This is a genomic window from Arthrobacter sp. MSA 4-2 (genome assembly GCF_016405885.1).
Taxonomy (GTDB): domain Bacteria; phylum Actinomycetota; class Actinomycetes; order Actinomycetales; family Micrococcaceae; genus Arthrobacter_D.
In genome coordinates this window covers 217,688-242,132 of the sequence record NZ_JAEKGC010000003.1, presented here as the reverse complement: position 1 = coordinate 242,132, position 24,445 = coordinate 217,688, and the positions used below count along the sequence as shown (strand labels likewise).

Below are 24,445 nucleotides of genomic sequence, written 5' to 3'. Positions count from 1 at the left end.
CTTACCTCAGACCGATTCCGCGGCTGAGGAGGACCCGAATGGCAGTGCGAGCGACCGCGCTGCCAGGGACCGTTTCCGTCCCGGACACCACCTCCGCCGCGGAGGGCAGCGCGCCGGGCGGACGGAAACGAAGGCTCCTTGCCGCCGTCGCCGCGCTCGCCCTGATCGGCGTCGCCTCCCTCACCCTGGGCGCCCGCCCGGTCGGGCTTGACACCTTCCTGCAGGCGCTCACGGCCTTCGACCCGGCCAACGGCGACCACGCCGTGGTGGCATCCCGGGTCCCGCGCACCGTCGCCGGGCTGCTCGTCGGGGCCGCTCTCGCCGCCGCCGGCGCCGCCATGCAGGGCGTGGCACGCAACCCCCTCGCCGACCCGGGCATCCTGGGCATCAACGCCGGTGCCGCCCTCGCGGTCGTCGCCGGGATCCACCTTTTCGGCGTCAGCGGGCCCGCCGGGTACCTCTGGTTCGCCTTCGCCGGGGCCGCCGCCGCGGCGGCAGCCGTCTACGCGGTCGCCGCGCTCGGCCGCGAAGGGGCGACCCCCATCAAGCTCGCCCTCGCCGGGGCCGTCCTGGCCGGCGGGCTGGGCAGCCTGACCAACGCCATTCTCGTCTCGCAGCAGGAAACCCTCGACCGGTTCCGCTTCTGGCAGGTGGGCACCCTCTCCGGCCGTGGCTTCGAGGTGCTCGGCACCGCCGCACCGTTCCTTGCCGCCGGGCTGGTCCTGATCCTGTGCACGGGCCGGATCCTCAATGCGCTCGCCCTCGGTGACGACGTCGCCCGGGGCCTGGGCCAGCGGGTGGCCCTCTCCCGGGCGGGCGTGGCGCTCGGCGTGGTGGTCCTGTGCGGGGCGGCCACCGCCGTGGCCGGCCCGATCGCCTTCGTGGGCCTGGTCGTCCCGCACCTCGTCCGGCTGCTGGTGGGCTCCGACTACCGGTGGGTGCTGGTCTTCTCCGCGGTCCTCGGGCCGGTCCTTCTCCTGGGCGCCGACATCCTGGGCCGGATCCTGCTCCCGCCGGGGGAGATCCAGGTCGGCATTCTGACCGCGTTCGTCGGGGCGCCGGTCTTCCTGGTGCTGATCCGCAGCCGGAAGGCGGCGGGCCTGTGAGCGCCTCCACCCAGTACCTGCGGGACGGGGCAGCGGAGTCCGGATCCGCCGCCCGGGCCCTGGCCGCGGGGCGCGCCGCACGGCGGCGGGTCCGCGGCGTGCGGGCCGGTGCGCTGGCGCTGGCCGTCGTCCTCCTGTTCGCCGTCTCGGTGCTCCTTGGCTCCTATACGGTCACCGTGCCCGACTTCTTCCGCATCCTCGGCGGGGTGCAGATCCCCGGAGCCAGCTTCATCGTGCTCGAGAACAAGCTGCCGCGCGCCCTGATGGCCGTCCTCGTGGGGATCGGCTTCGGCATGGCCGGAACGATCTTCCAGACTCTGCTCCGCAACCCCCTGGCCAGCCCCGACGTCATCGGCATCAGCTACGGGGCCAGTGCGAGTGCGGTGACGGCCATCGTTCTCTTCGGAGCATCCGGGGCGGCGGTGTCCTTCGCCGCGGTCGCCGGTGGCCTGGCGGTGGCCGCCGCCATCTATCTGACCGCCCGGCGCGGCGGCCTCGGCGGCTACCGGCTGATCCTCGTGGGCATCGCCTTCGCCGCTGTCCTCCATGCCCTGGTGAACTTCCTGCTGACCCGCGCCGATCTCCGGACGGCGGCCGAGGCGCTGGTCTGGCTCACCGGATCCCTGAACTCGAGCAACTGGGACCGGGCTGTCCTGCTCGTGGGCGCCCTGGTGCTCCTCGTCCCTGCCGCCCTGGTGCTCTCCCGCATCCTGCAACTCCTTGAGCTCGGCGACGACGCCGCCGCCGGACTCGGTGTGCGGGTGGAGGCCTCCCGGGCCGCCCTGATCCTGACCGGCGCCTGCCTCGCCGCCGTGTCCACCGCCGCAGCCGGCCCGGTGGCCGCCGTTGCCTTCCTCTGCGGGCCCATCGCCCGGCGCCTGGTGGGTGGGCCGCCCTCCCTCGCCCTTGCCGGCCTGGTGGGCGCCGTCCTCGTCCTGGCGGCCGACTTCGCCGCAGCCAACCTGATCCCGGGCACCTCCCTTCCGGTGGGAGTCCTCACCGGGGCCCTCGGGGCGCCGGTCCTGCTCTGGCTGCTGATATCCGTAAACCGATCCGGCCAGGGAGGCTGACATGGCTGACACCCCGCGAGTACCCTCCACCCTTGAGGCGCGCTCCATCACGCTCGGCTATGACGAGCGGAAGGTGGTGGACGGGCTCACCGTGGCGCTGCCGCCGGGGAGGGTCAGTGCCATCGTCGGCGCCAACGGCAGCGGGAAATCGACGCTGCTGCGGGGCCTGGCCCGGCTGCTCAAACCCTCCGGCGGATCGGTGCTGCTGGACGGGCAAGACATCCGCTCCCTCCCCTCCCGTGCCGTGGCCCGGACCGTCGGGCTGCTGCCCCAGGCACCCGTTCCCCCCGGGGGCATCACCGTCGCGGAACTCGTCGGCCGCGGCCGCTACCCCCACCAGGGCTGGTTCCGCCGCTGGACCCCCGGGGACGACGCCGCCGTGGCCGAGGCCCTGCGGGTGACGGACACGCTCTCCTTTGCCGACCGTTCCGTCGATGAGCTGTCCGGCGGCCAGCGGCAGCGCGTCTGGATCGCCCTGGCGCTGGCCCAGCAGACCGACATCCTGCTCCTTGACGAGCCGACCACCTTCCTCGACGTCGCCCACCAGATCGAGGTGCTCGACCTGATCACCGACCTCAACCGGAGCTCCGGAACCACTGTGGCCATGGTGCTCCACGACCTCAACCTCGCCGCCCGCTATGCCGACCATCTGATCGTGCTCAAGGACGGGCGCCTCGCGGCGCAGGGCCCGCCGGCCGCGGTCGTCACACCCGGACTGGTGCGCGAGGTCTTCGGCCTGTTCTGCACCGTCATCGCCGACCCCGTTGCGGGAACCCCCCTTGTGGTCCCAATGGGCCGCCACCACACCGCACCCGTGCCCGCCGGTGCCGGGGCGGCGTCATGACCGAAACCACCCGGCGCCCGGCCCGCACCGCGCCCGCGATTCCCCCGGTGCTCGCCTTCGACGTCGAGGTGAAGAAGGTCGAGCGGATCGGCGCGAACTTCCAGCGCGTCACCTTCGGCGGGGACAGCCTGCGGGACTTCGGCGTGAACGGGCCAACCTGCGACCTGCGGATCAAGGTGATCATCCCTCCGCCCGGCGGCGGCACCGTCGACCTCCCCGGCGAACTTCTGCGCGGGGCCGGCGACGGCTGGTACCAACGCTGGCTTGGCCTTGACCCGGCCGAGCGCGGCGTCATGCGCACCTACACCGTTCGAGAGTCCCGCTGCCAGGGGCCCTCACCGGAAATCGACGTTGACTTCGTCCTGCACTTCGACGCGGACGGCAGCGCCGGGCCGGCCGCTCGATGGGCGGCCGGGGCGGCACCCGGGGCGACGCTGTGCCTGATCGGTCCGAACGCGGCGGCCGCCCGGTGTGCGACCGCCGGAGCGTACGGCGGCATCGAGTGGAGACCCGGACTGGCGGGCTCGGTCCTCCTGGCAGGGGACGAGACCGCGGTCCCGGCCATCAGTGCCATCCTCGAATCCCTGCCGCCGGAACTGGGCGGGCAGGCCTTCCTCGAAGTCGCCGACGCGGCGGACATCCAGCCCCTTGAAACCCCCTCCTCGGTGGAGGTCACCTGGCTCGTGCGCGGCCGCGCCGAGCACGGCGGGCTCCTTGCCCAGGCCGTGCGCCGAGCCCTTCCCCCGCCCGGCTGGGCCGTCCTGGCCGGGTCCGCCCCGGACCGGGGTGCTCCCGGGCCCGAACCCGAGGAGGTGGACGTCGACCGCACGATCCTCTGGGAAACCCCGCAGGCGCTCTCGGCCGCCGCCTCAACGGCCGAACGCCCTCCGGGATCCCAGCCGTTCTATGCCTGGATCGCGGGGGAGGCCTCGATGGTGCGGGAACTGCGCCGGTACCTGGTCCGCGACGTGGGCATCGACCGGAAGCAGGTTGCCTTCATGGGGTACTGGCGCCGCGGCCGGTCCGAATCCGCGTAGCGGCGCGGCGCGCCGCCGCCGACACGCCCGGTGGAACATAACGGAATTGTAACTTCCGGCAAAAAGAGTAAGCTTGCGTGAAGTCTCAACACCGTGTATTCCCCTGGTCCGTACGCCCAGCCCTGTCAGCGGACCGCTCTGACCCACCTCATGACAGGGGCGGAGGACCCATTCCCGGCAGCGCACCGCTGTCTTCGGGGTGAAGCCTTCACTGCATTGAACTGTCCGCACACAGCGGACCGGATGCCTGCCTGCCCGCTTCCGGGCATGCCGGGAGCCGGCCCTGTGCAGTGGGGCCGAGTCGACTCTTGCTCGAACCCGACAGCTAACTTCGCAGGCGTCGCAGAGAGGCATTGAACTTGACCAACCCGGCCCTGCCCGGACGCCGCCGCGCGTCCGCAGCTGTCCCCAGCGCCACTTCAGCAACGCCGGTTCCCGCCGCACCGGACGCCGTCCCCGCCTTTCCGACCCGCCGCTCGCTCCGGCCCGAGCCGGAGCCGGTCCGCCGGCGCGAGCTGCGCCGCACGGCTGCCACCGACACGAAGCAGGCGGGCCTCCTTCCGCGGATGCGCGCCGGAGCCCTCGTCGTAGGCCTGGCCGCCGTCGGCGCGGGCCTGGTCATGGGCGCCGTCCCCGCTCCGGCCTCAATGGACACCAAGACCTCAACGGTCCAGGCCGCCCCGGCCGCGTCGCTGCCGCAGATCACCGCCGACGCCGCCGCCGACATCGACTTCAGCCGCCAGAAAGTGGCCGGCGTGGCCATGGCCAAGTCCGGCACCAAGGCGAAGACCCTCTCCACCGGGATCGCCCGGACCGGTGACAAGCCCACCCTCGCGGCGCCCCTCGAGAACCTGAGCGTCGCCTCGACCTTCGGCTACCGTGTGAACCCGCTCGGCGGCTACGCGCCCGAACTCCACACGGGCATCGACTATGCCGGAGCGTGCGGAACCCCCGTCAAGGCCTCGGACAAGGGAGTTGTCGTCGACGCCGGCTGGCACGCCTACGGCGGCGGACAGCGGATCGTGGTCGACCACGGTGACGGGCTCAAGTCGACCTACAACCACCTCAGCTCGATCGGCGTCAGCACGGGCCAGACCATCGCCCGCGGCGCACTGATCGGGGCCGTCGGCACCACCGGAAACTCCACCGGGTGCCACCTGCACTTCGAAGTCCTCGTCAACGACGAGAAGGTCGACCCCCTGCCCTGGCTCTAGGCCGGAAGGGGCGCTCCAGCGGAAGACGACCCGGTCGGTGCCGGCGGGACGGTGTCCCGCCGGAGCCCGCCCCCGCTCCTGCCGGCCGCCTACGGCAGGGGATTGCTGAGGATCGCCGGGTCCTTGCGGCCGTAGGGCATGCGCAGCCGGAGCGATTCGGGCTTCATCTCGAAGGACATGTGCGTCGCCTTGCCCAGCGGGTCGCCGTCGAGCTGCACTTCGAGCGGCTCGTGGAGCTGCACCTCGGCCCGGCTGCACTGGTAGTACTCAAGCGAAGGGTCCTTGCCCTTGCCCTTGGCGAAGAGCTTGCCCGCCACATTCAGCCAGCCGAACCGCCCCCGCGGCGCGACGGTCATCAGGTCAAGCAGCCCGTCATCGATCTTGGCCCCGGGGAAGATCTCGAGTCCGCCCATGATCTTGCCGCAGTTGCCGCCCATCACACTGCGCAGCCGGCGGTCGAAGGGGCGCCCGCCGTCGATCGTGATGGTGGTCCGGGCCGGCTTTCCCGGAAGGTTCCGGATTCCGGCATCGACGTAGGCCAGCCAGCCCACCTTGTCCTTGAGGTCGTCCCGGGTGTCCGACATGATCGCGGCGTCGTAGCCGAGGCCGGCCATCACGAGGAAGACGTGGGCCTTCTGCGCACGGTCCACCGTGACGTGCACGACGTCGATCCTCCGTTCGGTCCCGTGGAACGCCGTATCGACGGCCTCCTCAGGGTTGTCCACGGCAATATCGAGGTTCCTCGCCAACAGGTTTCCCGTGCCCAGCGGCACCAGGGCCATCGCGGTCCCGGTGCCCGACAGTTCCTCGGCCACGCACCGCACCGTGCCGTCGCCCCCGGCCGCGATGACGACATCGACGCCCGCGCGCAGCGCCTCCTGCGCCTGCCCGTGGCCCGGATCCTCGACCGTGGTCTCAAGCACCAGGGGCGCCTCCCAGCCCTCCTCGGACGAAACCCGCTCCACAATCTCCCGGGCGTCCGCTCCGGTGTTCTTGATCGGATTGAGGATCAGCGCGGCCCGCTTGCCGGCACGGTCGGTGGTCGTCATGGATTCCTTCGAAGTCGGCTGTCGGGACCCGCCCGTCACGGGTTGGCACGAGCCTACCCGGGCTGTGCCGCCGTTGGCAGACGCGGTAGCCTTTGCTGATGGATTTTTCCCAGCGGTATGTGGCACTCGGCGATTCCTTCACCGAAGGCGTCGGCGACCCGGACCCGGGCAGCCCCAACGAGGTGCGCGGCTGGGCCGATCGGGTCGCACAGCAGCTCATCCTGGCCGACAGCTCCTGGGGCTACGCCAACCTCGCCATCCGGGGCAAGCGGATGCGACAGATCCTGGAGGAGCAGATCGACGCCGCCGTAGTGCTGCAGCCGACCCTCGTGACGATCTACGCCGGCGCCAACGACATCCTGCGCCCGCGCGTTGACATCGATGCGCTGATGGAGCGCTACGACGCCGGAATCGCCCGGCTCGCCGCCACCGGTGCGGCGGTCGTCGTCTTCACCGGGTTCGACTCCTCCGCCTCCGCCGTCTTCGCCAAAACCCGGGGCCGCACCGCCGTCTACAACGAACTGCTCCGAGAAATCGCCGACCACCGCGGCGCCGACATTGTCGACTACTGGCGGATGCGCGAATTCCGGAACTGGTCCTACTGGGACACCGACCGGATGCACATGGCCACGGCGGGCCATCTGCTCATGGCCCGGAAGGTCCTCGAAACCCTCAAGGCCTCCCACAGCATCGACCTCCCCGAGCTCGACGCCCGGCCCGCGCTGACCCGGCTCAACCAGCTCCGGGCGGACGCCCAGTGGGCACGCGACTACCTCTCCCCGTGGGTGGGGCGGCGGCTGCGGGGTGTCTCCTCGGGCGACGACCTCACCGCGAAGTACCCTGCGCTGAGCCGGCCCGACTGGTCCGGAGCCAGTGTCCGGTGAGCCGGGTTCCGCCCCCGGCTGCGGGAACAGGTCCGCTCCCTGGCATGTGTCAGGATAGGCCCATGGCACCGCCCCGATGGCTCACCCCCGACGAGCGGCGGGCGTGGCTCGCGCTGTACGCTGTTTCGACGCTGCTGCCCGGAACCCTCGACGCCCACCTGTTCCGCGAGGTACGCATCACCCTGTTTGACTACCACGTGCTGGCGATGCTCTCCGAGTCCGAGGACGGGAGCCTTCCCATGAGCGAGCTCGCCGCCCGCTCCAACGCCTCGCTGTCCCGCCTCAGCCATGTGGCCAAGAAGCTCGAGGCGCGCGGCTGGCTCTCGCGCAGCCCCTCGACCCACGACGGAAGGGTCACCACCGCGGTCCTGACCGGGGAGGGGATGGACGCCGTCCAGCGCCTGGCGGTGAAGCACGTCGACAAGGTGCGCGAGCTGGTCTTCGATTCCCTGGACAAGCGCGACACCGCCGACCTTGAGCGGGTGGGACGGAAAATCCTTGCCGCCATCCAGTCCGACCACTGGATCCTCGGCGAGGACGGGCGCACCTGAGGACTCCTCCGGGAGGGAGGGCAGGCCCGGGCGGCCGGGGCGCGCACGGCAGGAAAAATGGTCCGCCTTCCGGTTTGGCGCTGAGCCGGACGGCACGTAGTATGGTATGGCGTTTGGTTGAGTCGCTCCCGCCCCGGCGGAAGTGACACAGCTACCCGTAACCACCTGGAATATTAGGCCGCCGCCGGGACATCGACCCGCGGCGCCGAATCTTCACCGTCTTCCCCGCGGCGAGGCGCCTCGGCAGGTTCTCACCCTGCCAGGTCCACCTCCGGAAAGCTGCAGTAATAACGGTGTCATTACTGGTGGCGGGACGCTTCACAAGTGATTCCGTCACGATCATCTAACTGGAGGAGAGTTATGGCAGCCCACTGCCAAGTGACCGGAGCCGAGCCCGGCTTTGGACACAGCATTTCGCACTCGCACCGCCGCACGAAGCGCCGGTTCGACCCGAACATTCAGAAGAAGCGCTACTGGGTTCCGTCCCTGCGCCGCAATGTCACGCTGCAGGTTTCTGCGCGCGGCATCAAGACCATCGACGTGCGGGGCATTGACGCCGTCGTCGCCGAGATCCAGGCGAGGGGAGTGAAGCTCTAATGGCAAAGGATAAGGACGTACGTCCCATCATTAAGCTGAAGTCCACCGCCGGCACCGGCTACACCTACGTGACCCGGAAGAACCGTCGTAACGATCCCGACCGCATGGTCCTGATGAAGTACGACCCCAAGATCCGCAAGCACGTCGAATTCCGAGAGGAGCGCTAAAGAATGGCAAAGAAGTCAAAGATTGCCCGCAACGAGCAGCGCAAGCTGATCGTTGAGCGCTACGCTGCAAAGCGCCTCGAGCTCAAGAAGACCCTTGTCGACGAGAACGCTTCGGACGACGCCCGCGAAGCCGCACGCCTCGGCCTGCAGAAGCTTCCGCGCAACGCTTCCCCCGTGCGCCTCCGCAACCGCGACCAGATCGACGGCCGCCCCCGCGGAACGCTCCAGAAGTTTGGCATTTCGCGTGTGCGTTTCCGCGACATGGCCCACCGCGGCGAACTGCCCGGTGTGACCAAGTCCAGCTGGTAACCAGGACGCAGCATCAGCAGAAGAAGCCGGTGGCCCTCGGGCCGCTGGCTTCTTTTGCGTTTAAGGCCGTGATTCCGGGCGGGCCTCCAAGCAGCGCCGGGCACCCTCCGGGACGGCCCGCGGGTCCCTGCAGGGGCCTTTCGGGGCCGGAATGGCCGTAAATTGGCCTAGATAAAGGCGCAGGAGCGGCGCAGTTCCGGGTTTTTCCCGCCCAAGCTGGTAAGTTTTCCGACAGGGGCTTTCCGAATACCCCGAAAGCTCGTTTCAATAACCATGTCCAGGAGGACCTAAATTGGCTAAAAACCGTAGTGAACTTGTTGCCGAGGTAGCTGCCAAGGCTGACACCAGCCAGGCTGCAGTCAACAGCGTGCTTGACGCCCTGTTCGACGTCTTCGCAGAGTCCGTTGCCAAGGACGAGAAGATCAGCATCCCGGGCTGGCTCGCCGTCGAGCGCACGAGCCGCGCCGCCCGCACCGGCCGCAACCCCCAGACCGGCGAAACCATCCAGATTGCTGCCGGCCATGGCGTCAAGCTGACCGCGGGTTCGAAGCTGAAGGCCTCCGCCAAGTAGCCTCCGCAGGATTCAGGACCGCTGCCGGACACCGGCGGCGGTCCTTTCCGCTTTAAACGGGCACGCGATTGGCCCTTGTTCTACCGGGGGTAGACAATGGAACACGTGTCAACACTTGCGAAGGGCCCCCGGAAGAGCGCGGTGCCCACGGAGAGCGGAACCGGCCCGGGCTTCCTCGCGGCGGCCGGAGTCCTCGTCGTCCTGGCCCTGCTGGCCGCGCTGCTGTTCTCCGGCGCCGCCGCCGCCCGCCAGCTGGGAGACCCCGGCGCGTTGACCCGCTGGGGGCTGCCCTTCGCCAAGGCGGCGAACAACCTTGGAGCCGCCGGAACCATCGGTGCCCTCGTCTTCGCCGTCGTGATCCTGCCCCGGACCCTCGGCGGGGGCCGGCCCGGCCGCACCGGCGCCGCCCAGGCCGAGCATCCCGCGTTTACCCGGGCACTGGCACTCGCCTCGGCCGCGGCGGTGCTGTGGACCCTCGGCGCCCTCGGGGTGCTCGTGTTCACCTACTCCGACGCTGCGGGGCTCCCGCTGAGCTCCGGGGAGACCTTTACCCAGGGCCTTGGCTCCTTCATCACCGACTTCGCGGCCGGCCGGGCCTGGACCGTCACCACCATTGTCGCCGCGGTGGTGGCAACGCTGACCTTCGGCGTGCGTTCCTCCGCCGGGCTCGGGGTGGCTACCGTCCTGGCGCTGCTCGGGCTGCTTCCGGCGGCGCTCGTCGGACACGCGGCCAGCGGCGACGACCACAACGCGGCCGTGAACTCCATCGCCCTGCACCTCGTCGGGGTGTGCCTGTGGTTCGGCGGCATCATCGTCCTTGCCGTGGTCGGCGGGCGCCTCGGCGGCTCCACCCTGCCGGTCCTCAAGCGGTTCTCGGCGCTGGCCGGGTTCGCCTTCGCCCTGGTGTTCCTCTCCGGGATCGTCAACGCCAGCCTGCGCATCACCGAACTGTCCCAGCTGAGCTCGCAGTGGGGGCTGCTCGTCACCTTCAAGGCCGTCGCGACGCTCCTGCTCGGGGGCGTCGGCTGGATGCACCGGCAGTGGGTCATCCCGCAGCTCGAGGACCGGACGGGTTCGGCGGGCTCGCGGCTGAGCGCACGCCGGGTCCTGTGGCAGCTGGTCACCGTCGAACTGCTCATCATGGCGGCGGTGTCCGGGGTGGCTGCGGCCCTGGGCCGGACCGCCCCGCCCCGCGGCGAGGAACTTGAGCCCAATGCCTCACCGGCGCGCATCCTCACCGGCTACGACCTGCCGCCCGCCCCGACGGTGGCCCGCTGGTTCACCGAGTGGAGGCCGGACTGGCTGTGGATCGCCGTCGCCCTTAGCCTCGCCGCGGCCTACGTCCTCGGGATGGCCAAGCTGCGCCGCCGCGGGGACCGGTGGCCCGCGCTGCGGCTCGCCTGCTGGCTGACGGGACTTCTCCTCCTGACCTACTTCACCTCCGGCGCGCCGGCGGTCTACGGCATGGTGCTCTTCAGCGCCCACATGGTCGACCACATGGCCCTGACCATGGTGGTTCCGCTGTTCCTGGTGCTCGGGTCGCCGGTCACCCTGGCCCTGAAGGCCCTGACCCCGCGCGCGGACGGCAGCCGGGGCATCCGGGAGTGGATCCTCGTCCTGATCCACTCGCGCTTCTCGCAGCTCGTCACCCACCCGCTGTTCGCCGCGGCGAACTTCGCCGGATCGATCGTGATCTTCTACTACTCGCCGTTGTTCGGATTCGCCCTGCGCGAGCACGTCGGCCACGAGCTGATGATCACCCACTTCCTCATCACCGGGTACATCTTCGTCCTGACGATGGTGGGCACCGACCCCCTGCCCCGGCGGGCGCCCTTCCCGCTGCGCCTGCTGCTCCTGTTCGCCACGATGGCCTTCCACGCCTTCTTCGGCGTCGCGCTCACGGGTTCGGACTCGCTGCTCCAGGCGTCGTGGTTCGGCAGCATGGGCCGGGACTGGGGCCCCTCCGCACTCCAGGACCAGGCGATCGGCGGCGCGGTGACCTGGGGCATCGGGGAGGTGCCGACGCTGCTGCTGGCCATCGGCGTCGCGATTATGTGGTCACGGACCGACGCGCGCGACACCCGGCGCAAGGACCGGGCGGCCGACCGGAATAACGACGCCGACCTCGCCGCTTATAACAGTATGTTCGCCGACCTCGCGGCGCGCGATAATGGCGGCCGTGCCGCCGGCACCCCCGCTCCGACCCCGCACAGCCCCGCATCCCGACCGACGCCAGGAGCCTCTGAATGACCGAAACCCCGATCCGTACTTCCTACCGCGTGCGGGCCTCGGAACTGGCCGGCCGCAACTGGCTCAACACCGGAGGCAGGCAGCTGCGCCTTGAGGACCTGCGCGGCAAGATCGTCCTGCTCGACTTCTGGACCTTCTGCTGCATCAACTGCCTCCACGTCATCGACGAGCTGCGGCCCCTCGAGGAGCGTTACTCCGATGTCCTCGTCACGGTCGGCGTGCACTCCCCGAAATTCGAGCATGAGGCCGACCCGGTGGCACTTGCCGCGGCCGTTGAGCGCTACGACATCCACCACCCGATCCTCGATGACCCGGACCTGCTCACCTGGCAGGCCTACACGGCCCGCGCCTGGCCCACCCTCGTCGTAATCGACCCCGAGGGCTACATCGTCGCCCACCTCTCCGGCGAGGGGCACGCGGCGGGGCTTGACTCGCTCGTCAGCGAACTCGTCGAAGAACACACGGCCAAGGGAACCCTGCACCGCGGCGACGGGCCCTACGTGCCCGCCGAAAGCACCGCGGGCACCCTGAAGTTCCCGGGCAAGCTCCTGCCCCTGCCCGCCAGCGGGACCTACCTCGCTGCGGACACCGGGCACCACCGCCTCGTCGAACTTGAAGCGGACCTCACGACGGTGCGCCGCGTCATCGGCGCCGGCACCCGGGGCGCCGCCGACGGTGACGCCGACACCGCCCAGTTCAACGAACCGCAGGGCCTGGCCCTCTTGCCCGCGGACGCCGCGGGGCGCGCCGGCTACGACGTGGTCGTCGCCGACACCGTCAACCACCGCCTCCGCGGTGTCTCCCTTAGCGACGGGACGGTCCGCACGCTGGCCGGAAACGGCGTGCAGCGGCTCCTCGACTCCGGAAACCACACCAAGCCGGGCCCGGAGCACGCGGCGGCCGAAGCGGCCCATGACGACACGCCGCGGCTGCTCGACGCCCACCTCGGCACCGACGCCCTGAACATCTCCCTGTCCTCCCCCTGGGACGCCGTCTACTCCAGCGTCCTGGGCCGGGTGGTCATCGCGATGGCCGGCACCCACCAGATCTTCACCTTCGACCCGGACACCTCCAGCGTCGACATCCTCGCCGGCACCGGCCTCGAAGGCCTGCTCGACGGCGACGGGTCCACCGCCTGGTTCGCCCAGTCCTCCGGGCTGGCCGAGGACCGCGACGGCAACCTCTGGGTGGCCGACTCGGAAACCTCCTCCCTGCGCCGGCTGAGCGTCAGCCTGACGGGCGGCCGGCCCGCGGTTACGGTCGACACGCCCATCGGCACCGGCCTGTTCGACTTCGGGTTCCGGGACGGCGACGCCGGCCAGGCACGCCTCCAGCACCCCCTCGGCGTCACGGCCCTTCCCGACGGCTCGGTGGCCATCGCCGACACCTACAACGGTGCGGTGCGCCGGTACGACCCGGCGACCGGGACGGTCTCCACCCTCGCCCGCGGGCTGGCCGAACCCTCCGACGTCGTTCTCGACGCCGCACCCGACGGGGGCGAGCCGCTGCTGCTCGTGGTCGAGTCCAACAAGCACCAGCTGGTGCGGCTGCCCATCCCCAAGGAGGCCCTGGCCGTCAACGAGGGCGCCTCGCAGAGCCAGCGCCCCAAGACCGCCGTCTCCAGCGGGCCGCTGGCGCTCACCGTCCGTTTCGCAGCGCCCAAGGGCCAGAAGCTCGACGACCGGTGGGGGGATCCCTCCCAGCTGAAGATCTCCGCCTCGCCCGAGAACCTCCTGGTGGCCGGGGCCGGAACCTCGGCGGGACTGACCCGGGAACTGCGCTTCTCGGAGGAGGTCCGCGAAGGGGTGCTCCACATCAGTGCCCGGGCGGCCGCGTGCGACGGCGAGCCCGGCGGAACGATCCCGGACCACGCCGCCTGCCACCTGTACCAGCAGGACTGGGGCATCCCGGTGGTGCTCGACGCCGCCGGTGAGGCCGAACTGGTGCTGGACCTGCGCGGGGTCAACTGAGCACAGCCTCCGGCGGGCCTTCCCGGCCCGCCGGAGCCCTCAGTACTCGATCACGGGGGTGACGGTGACCGTCGAGCCGTCGATCCGCAGCCGGGCCAGAAATTCGAACGGGCGCTTCTCCCTGACCTCGGAGATGGCGCCGCTGAACAGGTCCTGCAGCCGGGTCGACAGGGTGGCCGAACCGGCAAGGGGCGCGATGACCCACTCGCCGTCGTGCGGGTCGATCCGGACCGCCGGATAGTCCGTGATCGACCAGGAAATCTCCCCGGCCAGCCGCTGGCTGGTCTGGAAGTTGAACGGGCAGTTGGTGGGCTGGAAGACGGTCTGGGCCGCGCAGGCGTCCAGGAAGGCCCGGATTTCGGTGTCCACCGCCTTCACGAGCTTCTCCGTCGCCGCGGCCGGCAGCGCCAGCTTCGGCGCCGCGGCCCGGTCGGTCACCGCGACGGCCTTCGCCGGCGCGGTGAAGAACTCGCCCTGGAAGCCCCCTTCGACCCGCACCGGGTACAGGGACGCGAAACGGCCGCGGCCCTCGGGCAGCGCCACCCGGTCACCGTTCAGCTTGGCCTCGGTGAGGTTGGCAACGGAAAAATCGACGGTGGGAAGGGTCGACGGAACGAACTCCCAGGTCGAGAAGAAGAACCACTGCGTCCCGGTCTTCTCAAGGGGGAACCGGGTGGTGTGGTCGGTTCCGTCGATGCTGTAGGTCACCGGCACATCAACACGGCCGTTCGCGGTCTCCACCGGGTCCTGCACCCGCACGTCCTCGACCGCCGCCGCGCCGCGGGCCAGGGCCGGGCCGTCGAGCAGTGCCGCATCGGCCTTGGGCACCGACCCGTTGAGGATGCCCAGGGCCAGGCCGCCGTCCCCGTCCTTGAGCGCCGCGAAGTAGTCCCTCACCTGCTGCTGCGGCCCGTACACCCCGGTGTTGAGCACCACGACGGCCACGAAAAAACCCGCAACCGTCAGCAGGAGCGCCAGCAGCCAGGCTGACAGCACTCGGACGACGCGGGGGGTTTGCACGCTACAACGTTACCCGCTGCCAGTGCCGGACCCCGCGGCGGTTAAGCGGTTGCGGACGCCGGGACGCCGCCCCACCGGTGGTGGAGCGGCGTCTTGGCATGCTTCGCGGCAGGGCTGATTCAGCCGCCGGCGTGCTTGCCGCCTGCCGCAGTGGCGCCCCCGCGGGAGCTGCTGCCGGCGGACGCCCCCGCCGGGGAGCCACCGTCGGTGTTGCGGCTGGAGAAGCCGGAAGCCGTGCTGTCCCCGTCGCCCTGGGCGTTGGCGATCTCCTCGGCCCGTTCCTGGTTGGCCTCCTCGGTCAGGGCCGCGCCGGCCGCCTCATCACGGGTGAGGTTGTCGCCGGTTTCGGGGTCAAAGAGGTGCAGCTTGCGGGTGTCCAGCCAGATTTCCGCCTCCCGGCCGCCGCGGATGCGGCTGGCGGCGTCGAGGGTGACGACGATCTGGGGCCGCAGTTCGTCGGCGTCCATCTCCTTGGCCAGGTTGTTCAGCAGTTCCCGGACCTCGGGTGCGGGGTCGAAGTTGATGTACCCGTACTGCTCGTTGCCCAGCCACTCGGTGTGGGAGAGAACGGCATGGAAGGTCGAGCCGTGGCCGCGCTTGGAGTCCTCGACGAGCTTTGCGTCCTCGAAGAACTCAGGCCGCACCCCCACGAGCACCACCTTCTTGCCGGCGGCCTTCGCCGCCTTTTCCGCCGGGATGGCGAGGTCTCCCAGCGCCGTGCGCAGCACGTTGCCCTCGACGGTGGCAGGCAGGAAGTTCATCGACGGGGAGCCGATGAATCCGGCAACGAACAAGTTGCGGGGCTGCTCGTAGAGCTCCCGTGGCGAGGCGATCTGCTGCAGCTCGCCCTTCTTCAGCACCGCCACGCGGTCCCCGAGGGTCATCGCCTCGGTCTGGTCGTGCGTAACGTACACCGAGGTTACTCCGAGCCGGCGCTGCATCTGCGAGATCTCCGCTCGCATCTGCCCGCGGAGCTTCGCGTCAAGGTTCGACAGCGGCTCATCGAAGAGGAATGCGTCGGCCTGACGGACGATCGCCCGCCCCATCGCAACGCGCTGGCGCTGGCCACCGGAAAGGTTTGCCGGTTTCCGTTGGAGGTGGTCCGTCAGCTCCAGCGTCGACGCGGCCCCCGTCACCAGCCGGTCGACCTCCTCCTCGCTGTGCTTGCCCTTGGCAAGCCGCAGCGGGAAGGCAATGTTCTCGTAGACGGTCAGGTGCGGGTACAGGGCGTAGTTCTGGAACACCATCGCCAGGTTGCGGTCGCGGGGAGCCTTGTCGTTGACCCGGTTCCCGTCGATCAGCAGGTCGCCGTCGGTGATGTCCTCGAGGCCGACGATCATGCGCAGCAGTGTCGACTTCCCGCAGCCGGAGGGGCCGACCAGGATGATGAATTCGCCGTCGGCGATGTCGATGCTGATGTCGTTGACGGCGGGGAACCCGTCGCCGTACTTCTTGACGAGGTGGTTGAGGGTAATTGAAGCCATGGGAGGAAATCCTTTTCTTGATCCGGGCGTCAGCCCTTGACGGCGCCCTGAGTCAGGCCTGAAACGATTTGACGCTGGAACGCCAGTACCAGCACGACGACGGGGATGGTGACGATGATGGCCGCCGCGGAAATCGCCCCGGTCGGCTCCTCGAACTGTGAGGCGCCGGTGAAGAACGCCAGCGCCGCCGGCACCGGCCGCGCCGCCTCCGTGGAGGTCAGCGAGATGCCATAGACGAAGTCGTTCCAGGCGATGAAGAACGCGATGATCGCCGTGGTGAAGACGCCAGGCGCGGCGAGGGGCACAATCGCCTTCCGGAATGCCTGCCACGTGGTGGCCCCGTCGACCTGCGCTGCCTGCTCGAGCTCCCAGGGGATCTGCCGGAAGAACGCGGCGAGGGTCCAGATGGAGATCGGAAGGGTCAGCGACAGGTAGGGGATGATCAGCCCGGGCCACGTGTCGTACAGCCCGATGGAGCGCCACAGGTTGAACAGCGGCGTCACGATCGAGATGACAGGGAAGATGGAGACCGCCAGCGCGGTGGTCAGCACGAGCTTCTTGCCGGGGAAGTCCAGACGCGCAATCGCGTAGGCGCACAGGGTTGCCAGCACGACGGCGATGAACGTCGCGATCAGGCAGATGCCGATCGAGTTGCGCAGCGCCGTCAGGAACAGTCCCTGGGCGTCGCCGACCAGGATCTGCTCGTAGTTGCCTGTGGTTGCCTGCCCGGGCGAGGGCAGGAACTTCCGGTTCGTCAGGTCACTGGGCGCCTTGAACGAGGTGGCGAGGATGGAGGCCACCGGGAACAGGGCGTAGACAGCGACGAGAATGCTGACGATCCCCCACAGGACCTTCGATCGTGTACTTGTCATCACTTACCTCCCTGGGCCCCGGCGAGGTCCACCTTGAACAGCTTGATGGCGATGAAGCAGATAATCAGGACGCACAGGAACAGGAGCACCGAAACCGCTGACCCCAGGCCGATCTCCAGCCTGCTGATCGACTGCCGGTAGGCCAGCAGGGAGAGGACCTCGGTGCCGTAGGCGCCGTTGGTCATGATGAACACGTTGTCGAAGATGCGGAAGGCGTCCAACGCCCGGAACAGCACCGCGACCATGATCGCGGCCTTCATGTTCGGGATGATGACCTTGCGCATCTGCTCCCACCAGGTGGCGCCGTCGACCTTGGCCGCCTCGGTCAGCTCATCGGGAACCTGGGCCAGCCCGGCCAGCAGGAGCAGCGAGATGAACGGGGTCGTCTTCCAGATCTCCGAGGCCATGATCACGAACAGTGCCGTGGGCCCCTGGGCGAACCAGTTGAGGTCGGAGTCAATGCCCGGAAGCCAGGCGAACCAGCTGTTCACGTAGCCGGAGTTGATGTCGAAGGCGTAGAACCAGGCGAAAGCGGAGACCACGGTGATGATGCCGTAGGGCACCAGGATCGCTGTGCGCAGCGGACCGCGCACTGCCTTCAGGGCCTTGTGCATCACCAGAGCGAGGGCGAACCCGAGAACGAGTTCGATCGCGACGGTGATCACGGTGATCAGCAGGGTGACGCCGAGGTCCTTCCACCACACATTGTCGGTCAGGATGACCGCGTAGTTGCCCAGTCCGATGAACTCCCGCTCGCCGGGAGCGGTGAGGCGGAACTGGAATAAAGACTCGTAGATGGCCTGGAGGATGGGATACAGGGTCACCGCCAGCATGACAATGAACGCCGGTCCGGCGAGCATCCAGCCGAGCCGGCGCTCGGCGCGGACGCGGTCGCTGTACTGAGCAGTGGCCTTCTTGTCGGAGGGTCCGCCTGGCCCGACGCCCGGTGATGTATCCGGCTCAAGGTCGGGGCTGACGGGTCTTGCCGGTATTGCAGAAGTCACAGCAGTTGCTCCCCTCGAAGGACGGAGATGATGAATTCGGTCGACTCCTCGGGCGTGCCCTCGGGGTCGACCTGTGCTGGGGGCGCCCAGGTCTGCTGGATGCCCGTCGAGACCTCGTTGTAGAACGGGGTCTGCGGACGTGGGGCCGACTGCTCAAGCGATTGCCTGATGGTGTCCGCCATGGGGAAGGCCTCTTCGATCTTGGGGTCCTCGTAGGCCTCCGTGTTGGCGGGCGGGTTGCCGTTGGTGACGAAGTACTCGGCCTGATTCTCCGGAGAAACGATGCATTCGATCGCCTCGTAGGCAAGCTCCGGGTTGTCGCTGGCGGCTCCGACGGCGAGGTTGATACCTCCCAGCGGTGGAGCGGAGTCCTCGCCCTCGGTGACCTGGGGGTAGAGGCCCCAGCCGATGTCCTCGATCAGTCCCGCATCGAGGGTCCCCGCTTCGACCGCACCGTTGGTGGCGGGCCACACGAAGGGCCAGTTCACCATGAACGATCCGTTGTCCCCCTGGAAGTTGATCATCGAGGTGTTCTCGTTCTGGGTGGCCAGGCCGGGACCACCGAGGCCGTCCTTGCCGATCGTGGAGACGATGCGGGCCGCTTCGAGCCCTGCGGGGGACTGAAGCGCCAGTTCAATCTCGTCCGAAGGCGCCTCTGGGTCGACGATGATCGACTCGCCGCCCGACTCGACGAGGGCGTTCACCCACACGGTCATCGACTCGGCCTGGGCACCCTGGACGCCGAGGTACTTGTCCTGTTCCGCGGCGGCATCCATCAGTTGGTCCCAGGTGACCGGCTTGGACATGTCCAGACCGGCCGCCTCGGCCACCGACTTGCGGTACCAGAGGATCTGCGTATTGGCCCAGAAGGGGATGGTGACCAGTTCGTCCTTCCAGGTGGCCCCCGCCAGTGCGCCCTCGACGATGTTCTCCGTCGTGCTCTGCGCGACGTCCTCGGGCACAGGAGCAAGAAAGCCCGGCTCCGCGAGTTCGGGGATGAACGGCGGGTCCAGGCTCATAATGTCGAGGGAGGCGTCTCCGGCTGCGAGGCGCCGGGCGAGTTGTTCGCGCTGCGAGGCGGCGTCGCTGGGGAGGAGGGAAGTCTCAATCCGGTAGGCGCCCCCGGCCTCCTCGGTGCAGCGCTCCGCAATAGCGGCCTGCCCGCCGGCGTCCGGGTTGATGTACCAGGTCAATGTTTCGGTGCCGTCCGCGGGCCCGCAGCCGCTCAAGAGCAGCGTGCCTGCCAGCACCGACGCCACGGTGCCGGCGCGCGGTCGGTTGCGGGTGGAATTTTGTTTCCTAGTCGGCATACTTACCGAGCCTCCACATCTTTGTAGACAACCCAGCCGGCGCTCCGAGTGAAGCGGCAGCCCGTACAACCTGCGTGCTTTTTGACCATAAGCCTAGAGAGCGGAATGCGCTAGGCAGGAGGCTTACTAATCAGATGCAGGTGTGGCGGACGTGCCGGGGGAGGCAGAATGCGGTCGTCCCCGACGGGCGCACGATGGAGGCCGGTTTGAGGGCGGCCGGCCCCTGCCGGCGGGGCTTAGCGGGCGGCGGCGTCCACGGCGTGCGGCGGTCGCTGCAGGTCAGCGGTCACGGCCTCGGCAGGGTCGGTGCCCTGCTGGAGAATCCTGTTGCTGGCGTCTACGTGGACCACCGACGGGACGTAGGCCCGGGCTTCCTCGTCCGTCATCGACGCGTAGGTGATGAGGATGACGAGGTCGCCCCGGTGCACCAGGTGGGCCGCGGCCCCGTTGATGCCGATAACTCCGGAGCCGCGCTCGCCGGCGATGGTGTAGGTCTCAAGGCGTGCGCCGTTGGTGATGTCGACGATCGACACAAGCTCCCCTGGGAGGATATCGGCGGCATCGAGGAGATCGAGGTCGACGGTGACCGAGCCGACGTAGTGAAGGTCGGCGTGCGTCACCGTGGCCCGGTGGATCTTGGATTTAAACATTGTCCGGTTCATCAGGATCAAGGATACTGCCGCCGGTGGGGCGCAAAGGACGGGATCGCTCACAGCGCACAGGGCGCGGGCTGCGGAGAGCCGCGGCCGGGGAGAGGAGAGCGGGCGACGGGAATCGAACCCGCGTATCGAGCTTGGGAAGCTAGCGCTCTACCATTGAGCTACGCCCGCACTGCGGTTGAACCGCTCCATAACCCTACAACATTTCGGCGGGGCTGGCCGCGGCCGCCGTATCCCGGCGCGGCAGGCCCGGTTTCGGCGGGGGATCGGGCGGGAAATCGGGCGGACGCTGCGCCATGCCGGGCGGTGCCCGCGGCGGGCGACGTCCGCGGTCCGCGCGGTCAGCCGGTCGACCCGCGCCGGGCGCGGTCGATCAGTTCCTTCCACGGCTCGTCGAGCCGGCTCTCCGGCAGGGTCACCTCCTGGTACCCGATCACGATGTGATAGACGTAACGGTCGCGCTGGTCCCGGTCCCGCCGGGATTCCTCCTCCTGAGGCGCCTCCGCCGCCCGGTCAGCCAGCGGGAGCCACCGCTCCTCGGCCTCGGCGGGGCTCACCTCAAGGCTCCAGGTCCGGGTCATGCCGGCAAAGCCGCCCGACCGGGAGATCTCGATCCTCACCCGGTCACCTCCACCTTCGCCCACGCCTGCCTCACCGCTTCGTGCTCCTCCGAGTCCTGCCCGAACCGGACGCGGGCCGCCTCCTGCGTCACGTCGGCGAAGAGCCGGAATCCGCTGTTGGCCTGGATGCCGCCGCCGACCGCGGCGTCGAACCAGATCCGGCCCGCCCTCTCCCAGGCGAAGCCGCCCAGGTGCTGCGCCGTGAGGTAGAAGGCGTGGTTGGGGATGCCGGAGTTAATGTGGACGCCGCCGTTGTCGGAGGTGGTGATCACGAAATCCGACATGGTCGCGGGCTGGGGATCCCGGCCCAGCACATCGTCGTCGTAGGCGGTTCCCGGAGCGGCCAGGGACCGCAGGGCCCGGCCCTGCACCTGGTCGGTGAATACGCCCTCGCCCACGAGCCAGCTGGCCTGGTCAACCGTCTGCCCAAGGTGGTGCTGTTCGACGAGCACGCCGAAGACGTCCGAGAGGGATTCGTTGAGCGCCCCCGACTGACCCTCGTACACCAGGTTGGTCGAGTACTGGGTGAAGCCGTGGGTCAGTTCGTGGCTGATCACCGTCAGCGACCGGGTGAAGCGGCCGAAGACGTCGCCGTCGCCGTCACCGAACACCATGCGTTCGCCGTCCCAGAACGCGTTGTCGTACAGCTCCCCGTAGTGCACCGTCGCCGCCAGGGGCAGGCCGGCGCCGTCGATGGACGCCCGTCCGTACACCTGGCGGAAGAGGGCATCGGTGGCGCCCAGGCCGTCGTAGGCCTCATCGGTGGCCGCATCGCCCGTCGCGGCGTCGCCCTCGCCCCGGACCAGCGTGCCGGGCAGGATTTCCTGCCCTCCGGCGTCGGAGATCCGCCGCTCCAGCGGCCGGCCCACCGCGGTGCGCGGCGGAACCGGCGCCGCGAAGGCCTCCTCCCGGCCGGCCAGCAGGGGGTCGAGCTGGACGAGGGCCCTGCGGGCGGCCCGGGCCGCCACCGCGTGCCGGGGGTCATCCACCGCCGCTAGATGGGCCAGCAGGTGGGGCGGGACGATGCTGCAGTGCGGGTGCATGGGCCTCCTCGGTTGGTCCCAACCTAGACCCCGGCACCGACACCCATCAATGACCCGCCGCCGCGACACCCGCTCCCGTGGCGGTGGACCGCGGTGGAGCTGGTCGTACTGTTGAGCCATGAGTGTCGAGAAGAACACCCGCAGCCTCGAGGCCGGGATCGAACGGGATTTTGCGGACAAGATGAGCTACGGCTCCTACCTGCGCCTTGACCTGCTGCTCGCCGCGCAGCAGCCGGTCAGCCGGCCGGAGCACCACGACGAAATGCTCTTCATCATCCAGCACCAGACCTCGGAACTGTGGCTCAAGCTCGTCCTCCACGAACTCGGCGCGGTCCGCCGGTTCCTGCGCGCCGACGACCTGCGCGCCGCCATGAAGAGCATCGCCCGGATCAAGCACATCCAGCGGTCGCTCACCGAACAGTGGTCGGTGCTGGCCACCCTGACGCCCTCGGAGTATGCCGAATTCCGCGGCGACCTCGGCTCGGCGAGCGGCTTCCAGTCCTACCAGTACCGGGCGGTGGAGTTCCTGCTCGGCAACAAGAACGAGGCGATGCTGGCGGTGTTCGCCGACGACGAGACCGCGCACTCACTGCTCTCGGGCCTGCTCACCGAAAGCAGCATCTACGACGAGTTCATCGCCTACCTCGCCCGGCGCGGCTACGCGGTCCCCGAGGAGCTGCTGCACCGCGACGTGAGCACCGCCCACGTCTTCACCCCCGCGCTCGTCCAGGTGTACAAGGAGGTGTACGAGAACGCGGCGGCCAACTGGGATGTCTACGAGGCCTGCGAGGAGCTCGTCGACCTTGAGGACAATTTCCAGCTGTGGCGGTTCCGGCACCTGAAGACCGTTGCCCGCACCATCGGCTTCAAGCAGGGCACCGGCGGTTCCTCCGGCGTCGGCTTCCTGCAGCGGGCGCTCGAGCTGACCTTCTTCCCGGAGCTGTTCGCCGTGCGCACCGAGATCGGCCGCTGACTCCTGTAGTTTTGTAGCGTGCTGTTCTCCGACCGTGATATCCGTGCCGAAATTTCCGCCTCCCGCATCGAGCTGGATCCCTACGACCCGGCGATGGTCCAGCCGTCCAGCGTCGACGTGCGGATCGATCGGTACTTCCGGTTGTTCGACAACCACAAGTACGCCCACATCGACCCGGCCGAGGACCAGCCGGACCTGACCCGGCTCGTCGAGGTGGCCCCTGACGAGCCGTTCATCCTCCACCCGGGGGAGTTCGTGCTGGGGTCGACCTACGAAGCGGTGACCCTGCCCGACGACGTCGCGGCGCGGCTCGAGGGCAAGTCCTCCCTGGGGCGCCTGGGCCTGCTCACCCACTCCACGGCCGGGTTTATCGATCCGGGGTTCTCCGGCCATGTCACCCTTGAGCTCTCCAATATGGCGACCCTGCCGATCAAGCTCTGGCCGGGCTCGAAGATCGGCCAGCTGTGCTTCTTCCGGCTGACCTCCCCGGCGGAGCACGCGTACGGGTCGGGCGAGTACGGCAACCGGTACCAGGGCCAGCGCGGTCCTACCGCGTCCCGCAGCCACCTGAACTTCCACAGGACCTCGATCTAGGTCCTGTGCGCCAAGCGCCGGGTGTGCACCTCCAAGCGCCGAGTGTGCAGCTAACCACCTTCTGGAGCGCGTGAAGCGTGGTGATCTGCAGTTTCGGTGGGGAGCACCGGCGCTGGTGCTCCCTCCCGTCATCCACATAGCGCGGATCCGACATCAATGGCCCGGGCATCTGCCCGACACTGGCCGCATGCGCTCCCCACAACCCCTGCCGCGGGCCCTCGCCGGCCGCTCCTTCACCTTGGAAGAGGCGAGGTTGACCGGGGTTTCCCGACGGCGGACCGAATCGTCCGATCTGACGACACCCAGCCGGGGAATACGGGTGCCATGGGGCGCAGCACAGGCGGTCGCCGACTCCTTGCGCCCACTGCTCAGAGAGACCCCGGGGGCGGTTGTCGGGTTTTCGACGGCCGCACGCCTGTGGGGGATCCCCCTGCCGAGTGACCTTGGGCCCGGCTTTGCCGTCCATCTCATCTGTCCGCACGGGACGTCGGCCCCTCGTCGAAAGGGTGTTCGGGGCCATTCGATGAGGCTTCCGCCGACGGAGACGACAACGCTCGAAGGCATCGCGGTCACCACCCCGGCCCGGACCTGGTTCGACCTTGCACAGCTCATATCAGTCGATGCCCTGGTGGCGGCCGGGGACCACTTGGTGAACCGGAACGACAGGATCTTCGCGGAGAAGCGGGAGGCCGTTGCTTCGGTCGACGAGTTGTCGCAGCTGCTGACGACCCACCGCGGGTCACGGGGAGTGTGCACTGCTCGGGAGGCATTGCCGCTGGTCCGGGTGGGATGTGATTCCGCACCCGAGACCATGCTCCGTCTTGCCCTCGTCCGGGCGGGCCTTCCAGAACCCGTGCTGGGGTGGGTCATCACCGACGAAGCCGGCGGTCACGTCGTATGGCCAGACCTCGCGTACCCGACTTACAAGATCGCCATCCAGTACGACGGCGCACACCACTTCGAACGGGGGCGACAGGAGTTGGACATCGCGCGCAACGAAGCCACCGTCCGGGCCGGGTGGACCCAGGTCATTATCACCGCCCGCCTCATGGACGCGTTTGGTTCAGCAGCGGCGGTGGTGAAGGTGCGCGACGCCCTAATGGGGAACGGCTGGGACGGACGCCGCCCGCTCGGGTAAGGGAAAATCCACGGCGGCCGTTCCATGGGTGCTCGGCGCTGTCGTTGCTGTGTTCGCCGTCGTAGTCGTCGGGTTGATTCGGCAGATCACCACGTTATGGGCACTTCAA

25 protein-coding genes, 1 tRNA gene and 1 riboswitch are annotated in these 24,445 nt (G+C 69.1%); of the genes, 16 read left to right on the top strand and 10 right to left on the bottom strand.

All coding sequences use genetic code 11. From position 1 onward, the window contains the following. Nucleotides 1-38: 38 nt before the first annotated feature. From I6N91_RS04710 to I6N91_RS04690, 5 genes are all read left to right on the top strand, one after another. Nucleotides 39-1,106: an iron ABC transporter permease gene (locus tag I6N91_RS04710; protein ID WP_198811091.1), complete on the top strand. Its 1,068-nt coding sequence runs from the start codon at nt 39-41 to the stop codon at nt 1,104-1,106. A gap of 59 nt (nt 1,107-1,165) precedes the next feature. Then, complete coding sequence (locus tag I6N91_RS04705) at nt 1,166-2,176, top strand: FecCD family ABC transporter permease (RefSeq protein ID WP_374058915.1); 1,011 nt, start codon at nt 1,166-1,168, stop codon at nt 2,174-2,176. 1 nt (nt 2,177) lies between these two features. Further along, the gene (locus I6N91_RS04700) at nt 2,178-3,020 is read left to right on the top strand and encodes an ABC transporter ATP-binding protein (RefSeq protein ID WP_198811089.1); all 843 of its coding nucleotides are present in this window, start codon (nt 2,178-2,180) and stop codon (nt 3,018-3,020) included. Continuing rightward, nucleotides 3,017-4,057, top strand: a complete 1,041-nt coding sequence (locus tag I6N91_RS04695) for a siderophore-interacting protein (RefSeq protein ID WP_198811087.1) — start codon at nt 3,017-3,019, stop codon at nt 4,055-4,057. Before I6N91_RS04700 ends, I6N91_RS04695 begins: the two co-directional genes overlap by 4 nt. Nucleotides 4,058-4,187: 130 nt before the next feature. After that, nucleotides 4,188-4,412, top strand: a riboswitch (cyclic di-AMP (ydaO/yuaA leader). A 4-nt stretch (nt 4,413-4,416) separates the two neighbouring features. Then, on the top strand, nt 4,417-5,271 hold the full coding sequence (locus I6N91_RS04690) for a M23 family metallopeptidase (RefSeq protein WP_233091467.1): 855 nt from the start codon (nt 4,417-4,419) through the stop codon (nt 5,269-5,271). An 89-nt stretch (nt 5,272-5,360) separates the two neighbouring features. Here I6N91_RS04690 and I6N91_RS04685 read toward each other — a convergent pair whose 3' ends face one another. Next, nucleotides 5,361-6,320: a diacylglycerol kinase family protein gene (locus tag I6N91_RS04685; RefSeq protein WP_120167564.1), complete on the bottom strand. Its 960-nt coding sequence runs from the start codon at nt 6,318-6,320 to the stop codon at nt 5,361-5,363. Nucleotides 6,321-6,418: 98 nt separating this feature from the next. Here I6N91_RS04685 and I6N91_RS04680 point away from each other — a divergent pair, with 98 nt between their 5' ends. The 8 genes from I6N91_RS04680 (at nt 6,419) to I6N91_RS04645 (ending at nt 13,619) form a co-directional block, all read left to right on the top strand. Next, nucleotides 6,419-7,204: an SGNH/GDSL hydrolase family protein gene (locus I6N91_RS04680; RefSeq protein ID WP_198811085.1), complete on the top strand. Its 786-nt coding sequence runs from the start codon at nt 6,419-6,421 to the stop codon at nt 7,202-7,204. A 62-nt stretch (nt 7,205-7,266) separates the two neighbouring features. Beyond that, nucleotides 7,267-7,755 (top strand): MarR family winged helix-turn-helix transcriptional regulator, encoded by a 489-nt coding sequence (locus tag I6N91_RS04675; RefSeq protein ID WP_198811083.1) that lies wholly within the window; start codon nt 7,267-7,269, stop codon nt 7,753-7,755. A gap of 360 nt (nt 7,756-8,115) precedes the next feature. Beyond that, on the top strand, nt 8,116-8,352 hold the full coding sequence (gene rpmB / locus I6N91_RS04670) for a 50S ribosomal protein L28 (RefSeq protein WP_026545364.1): 237 nt from the start codon (nt 8,116-8,118) through the stop codon (nt 8,350-8,352). Next, nucleotides 8,352-8,519 carry a 50S ribosomal protein L33 gene (gene rpmG / locus I6N91_RS04665; RefSeq protein WP_019481734.1) on the top strand — a complete coding sequence of 56 codons (168 nt, stop codon included), beginning with the start codon at nt 8,352-8,354 and terminating at the stop codon, nt 8,517-8,519. The genes rpmB and rpmG overlap by 1 nt, the downstream gene beginning before the upstream one ends. Before the next feature lie 3 nt (nt 8,520-8,522). After that, nucleotides 8,523-8,828 carry a 30S ribosomal protein S14 gene (gene rpsN, locus I6N91_RS04660; RefSeq protein WP_120167570.1) on the top strand — a complete coding sequence of 102 codons (306 nt, stop codon included), beginning with the start codon at nt 8,523-8,525 and terminating at the stop codon, nt 8,826-8,828. A gap of 292 nt (nt 8,829-9,120) precedes the next feature. Next, nucleotides 9,121-9,399 carry an HU family DNA-binding protein gene (locus I6N91_RS04655; protein WP_120167571.1) on the top strand — a complete coding sequence of 93 codons (279 nt, stop codon included), beginning with the start codon at nt 9,121-9,123 and terminating at the stop codon, nt 9,397-9,399. Between the two features lie 96 nt (nt 9,400-9,495). After that, entirely contained in the window at nt 9,496-11,649 is a 2,154-nt protein-coding gene (locus tag I6N91_RS04650) for a cytochrome c oxidase assembly protein (RefSeq protein WP_198811081.1), read from the top strand. Then, nucleotides 11,646-13,619 (top strand): NHL domain-containing thioredoxin family protein, encoded by a 1,974-nt coding sequence (locus I6N91_RS04645; protein WP_198811079.1) that lies wholly within the window; start codon nt 11,646-11,648, stop codon nt 13,617-13,619. The genes I6N91_RS04650 and I6N91_RS04645 overlap by 4 nt, the downstream gene beginning before the upstream one ends. A 39-nt stretch (nt 13,620-13,658) precedes the next feature. Here I6N91_RS04645 and I6N91_RS04640 read toward each other — a convergent pair whose 3' ends face one another. The 9 genes from I6N91_RS04640 to I6N91_RS04600 form a co-directional block, all read right to left on the bottom strand. Continuing rightward, entirely contained in the window at nt 13,659-14,639 is a 981-nt protein-coding gene (locus tag I6N91_RS04640) for a hypothetical protein (protein WP_198811077.1), read from the bottom strand. Nucleotides 14,640-14,758: 119 nt separating this feature from the next. Then, nucleotides 14,759-16,123 (bottom strand): sn-glycerol-3-phosphate ABC transporter ATP-binding protein UgpC, encoded by a 1,365-nt coding sequence (locus I6N91_RS04635; protein ID WP_233091466.1) that lies wholly within the window; start codon nt 16,121-16,123, stop codon nt 14,759-14,761. 29 nt (nt 16,124-16,152) lie between these two features. Then, nucleotides 16,153-16,995 (bottom strand): carbohydrate ABC transporter permease, encoded by an 843-nt coding sequence (locus tag I6N91_RS04630; protein ID WP_198811075.1) that lies wholly within the window; start codon nt 16,993-16,995, stop codon nt 16,153-16,155. Further along, on the bottom strand, nt 16,995-17,999 hold the full coding sequence (locus tag I6N91_RS04625) for a sugar ABC transporter permease (RefSeq protein ID WP_307843236.1): 1,005 nt from the start codon (nt 17,997-17,999) through the stop codon (nt 16,995-16,997). The genes I6N91_RS04630 and I6N91_RS04625 overlap by 1 nt, the downstream gene beginning before the upstream one ends. Next, nucleotides 17,996-19,309, bottom strand: a complete 1,314-nt coding sequence (locus I6N91_RS04620; protein WP_198811073.1) for an extracellular solute-binding protein — start codon at nt 19,307-19,309, stop codon at nt 17,996-17,998. Before I6N91_RS04620 ends, I6N91_RS04625 begins: the two co-directional genes overlap by 4 nt. 236 nt (nt 19,310-19,545) lie before the next feature. Then, nucleotides 19,546-19,971, bottom strand: a complete 426-nt coding sequence (panD, locus tag I6N91_RS04615) for an aspartate 1-decarboxylase (protein ID WP_198811071.1) — start codon at nt 19,969-19,971, stop codon at nt 19,546-19,548. A gap of 97 nt (nt 19,972-20,068) precedes the next feature. Next, a tRNA-Gly gene (locus I6N91_RS04610) sits at nt 20,069-20,139 on the bottom strand. Nucleotides 20,140-20,309: 170 nt separating this feature from the next. After that, nucleotides 20,310-20,588, bottom strand: coding sequence for a protealysin inhibitor emfourin (locus I6N91_RS04605; RefSeq protein WP_198811069.1), 279 nt, complete (start codon nt 20,586-20,588; stop codon nt 20,310-20,312). Then, nucleotides 20,585-21,631, bottom strand: a complete 1,047-nt coding sequence (locus I6N91_RS04600; RefSeq protein WP_198811067.1) for a M4 family metallopeptidase — start codon at nt 21,629-21,631, stop codon at nt 20,585-20,587. Before I6N91_RS04600 ends, I6N91_RS04605 begins: the two co-directional genes overlap by 4 nt. 118 nt (nt 21,632-21,749) lie before the next feature. Here I6N91_RS04600 and I6N91_RS04595 point away from each other — a divergent pair, with 118 nt between their 5' ends. The 3 genes from I6N91_RS04595 (at nt 21,750) to I6N91_RS04585 (ending at nt 24,336) form a co-directional block, all read left to right on the top strand. Continuing rightward, nucleotides 21,750-22,604, top strand: a complete 855-nt coding sequence (locus I6N91_RS04595; RefSeq protein WP_198811065.1) for a tryptophan 2,3-dioxygenase — start codon at nt 21,750-21,752, stop codon at nt 22,602-22,604. An 18-nt stretch (nt 22,605-22,622) separates the two neighbouring features. Beyond that, nucleotides 22,623-23,198 (top strand): dCTP deaminase, encoded by a 576-nt coding sequence (dcd, locus tag I6N91_RS04590; protein ID WP_120167593.1) that lies wholly within the window; start codon nt 22,623-22,625, stop codon nt 23,196-23,198. Nucleotides 23,199-23,721: 523 nt separating this feature from the next. Continuing rightward, on the top strand, nt 23,722-24,336 hold the full coding sequence (locus I6N91_RS04585; RefSeq protein WP_198811063.1) for a hypothetical protein: 615 nt from the start codon (nt 23,722-23,724) through the stop codon (nt 24,334-24,336). The last annotated feature ends 109 nt before the right edge of the window (nt 24,337-24,445 follow it).

Excerpts from the sequence above, each read along its gene's own strand:
- I6N91_RS04620 (WP_198811073.1), bottom strand. The coding sequence starts at position 19,309 with ATGCCGACTAGGAAACAAAATTCCACCCGCAACCGACCGCGCGCCGGC.
- I6N91_RS04585 (WP_198811063.1), top strand. The coding sequence starts at position 23,722 with ATGAGGCTTCCGCCGACGGAGACGACAACGCTCGAAGGCATCGCGGTC.
- I6N91_RS04650 (WP_198811081.1), top strand. The coding sequence starts at position 9,496 with ATGGAACACGTGTCAACACTTGCGAAGGGCCCCCGGAAGAGCGCGGTG.
- I6N91_RS04675 (WP_198811083.1), top strand. The coding sequence starts at position 7,267 with ATGGCACCGCCCCGATGGCTCACCCCCGACGAGCGGCGGGCGTGGCTC.
- rpsN (WP_120167570.1), top strand. The coding sequence starts at position 8,523 with ATGGCAAAGAAGTCAAAGATTGCCCGCAACGAGCAGCGCAAGCTGATC.
- rpmG (WP_019481734.1), top strand. The coding sequence starts at position 8,352 with ATGGCAAAGGATAAGGACGTACGTCCCATCATTAAGCTGAAGTCCACC.
- I6N91_RS04700 (WP_198811089.1), top strand. The coding sequence starts at position 2,178 with ATGGCTGACACCCCGCGAGTACCCTCCACCCTTGAGGCGCGCTCCATC.
- I6N91_RS04685 (WP_120167564.1), bottom strand. The coding sequence starts at position 6,320 with ATGACGACCACCGACCGTGCCGGCAAGCGGGCCGCGCTGATCCTCAAT.
- I6N91_RS04600 (WP_198811067.1), bottom strand. The coding sequence starts at position 21,631 with ATGCACCCGCACTGCAGCATCGTCCCGCCCCACCTGCTGGCCCATCTA.
- I6N91_RS04710 (WP_198811091.1), top strand. The coding sequence starts at position 39 with ATGGCAGTGCGAGCGACCGCGCTGCCAGGGACCGTTTCCGTCCCGGAC.
- I6N91_RS04595 (WP_198811065.1), top strand. The coding sequence starts at position 21,750 with ATGAGTGTCGAGAAGAACACCCGCAGCCTCGAGGCCGGGATCGAACGG.
- panD (WP_198811071.1), bottom strand. The coding sequence starts at position 19,971 with ATGAACCGGACAATGTTTAAATCCAAGATCCACCGGGCCACGGTGACG.
- I6N91_RS04645 (WP_198811079.1), top strand. The coding sequence starts at position 11,646 with ATGACCGAAACCCCGATCCGTACTTCCTACCGCGTGCGGGCCTCGGAA.
- rpmB (WP_026545364.1), top strand. The coding sequence starts at position 8,116 with ATGGCAGCCCACTGCCAAGTGACCGGAGCCGAGCCCGGCTTTGGACAC.
- I6N91_RS04680 (WP_198811085.1), top strand. The coding sequence starts at position 6,419 with ATGGATTTTTCCCAGCGGTATGTGGCACTCGGCGATTCCTTCACCGAA.
- I6N91_RS04695 (WP_198811087.1), top strand. The coding sequence starts at position 3,017 with ATGACCGAAACCACCCGGCGCCCGGCCCGCACCGCGCCCGCGATTCCC.
- I6N91_RS04635 (WP_233091466.1), bottom strand. The coding sequence starts at position 16,123 with ATGGCTTCAATTACCCTCAACCACCTCGTCAAGAAGTACGGCGACGGG.
- I6N91_RS04630 (WP_198811075.1), bottom strand. The coding sequence starts at position 16,995 with ATGACAAGTACACGATCGAAGGTCCTGTGGGGGATCGTCAGCATTCTC.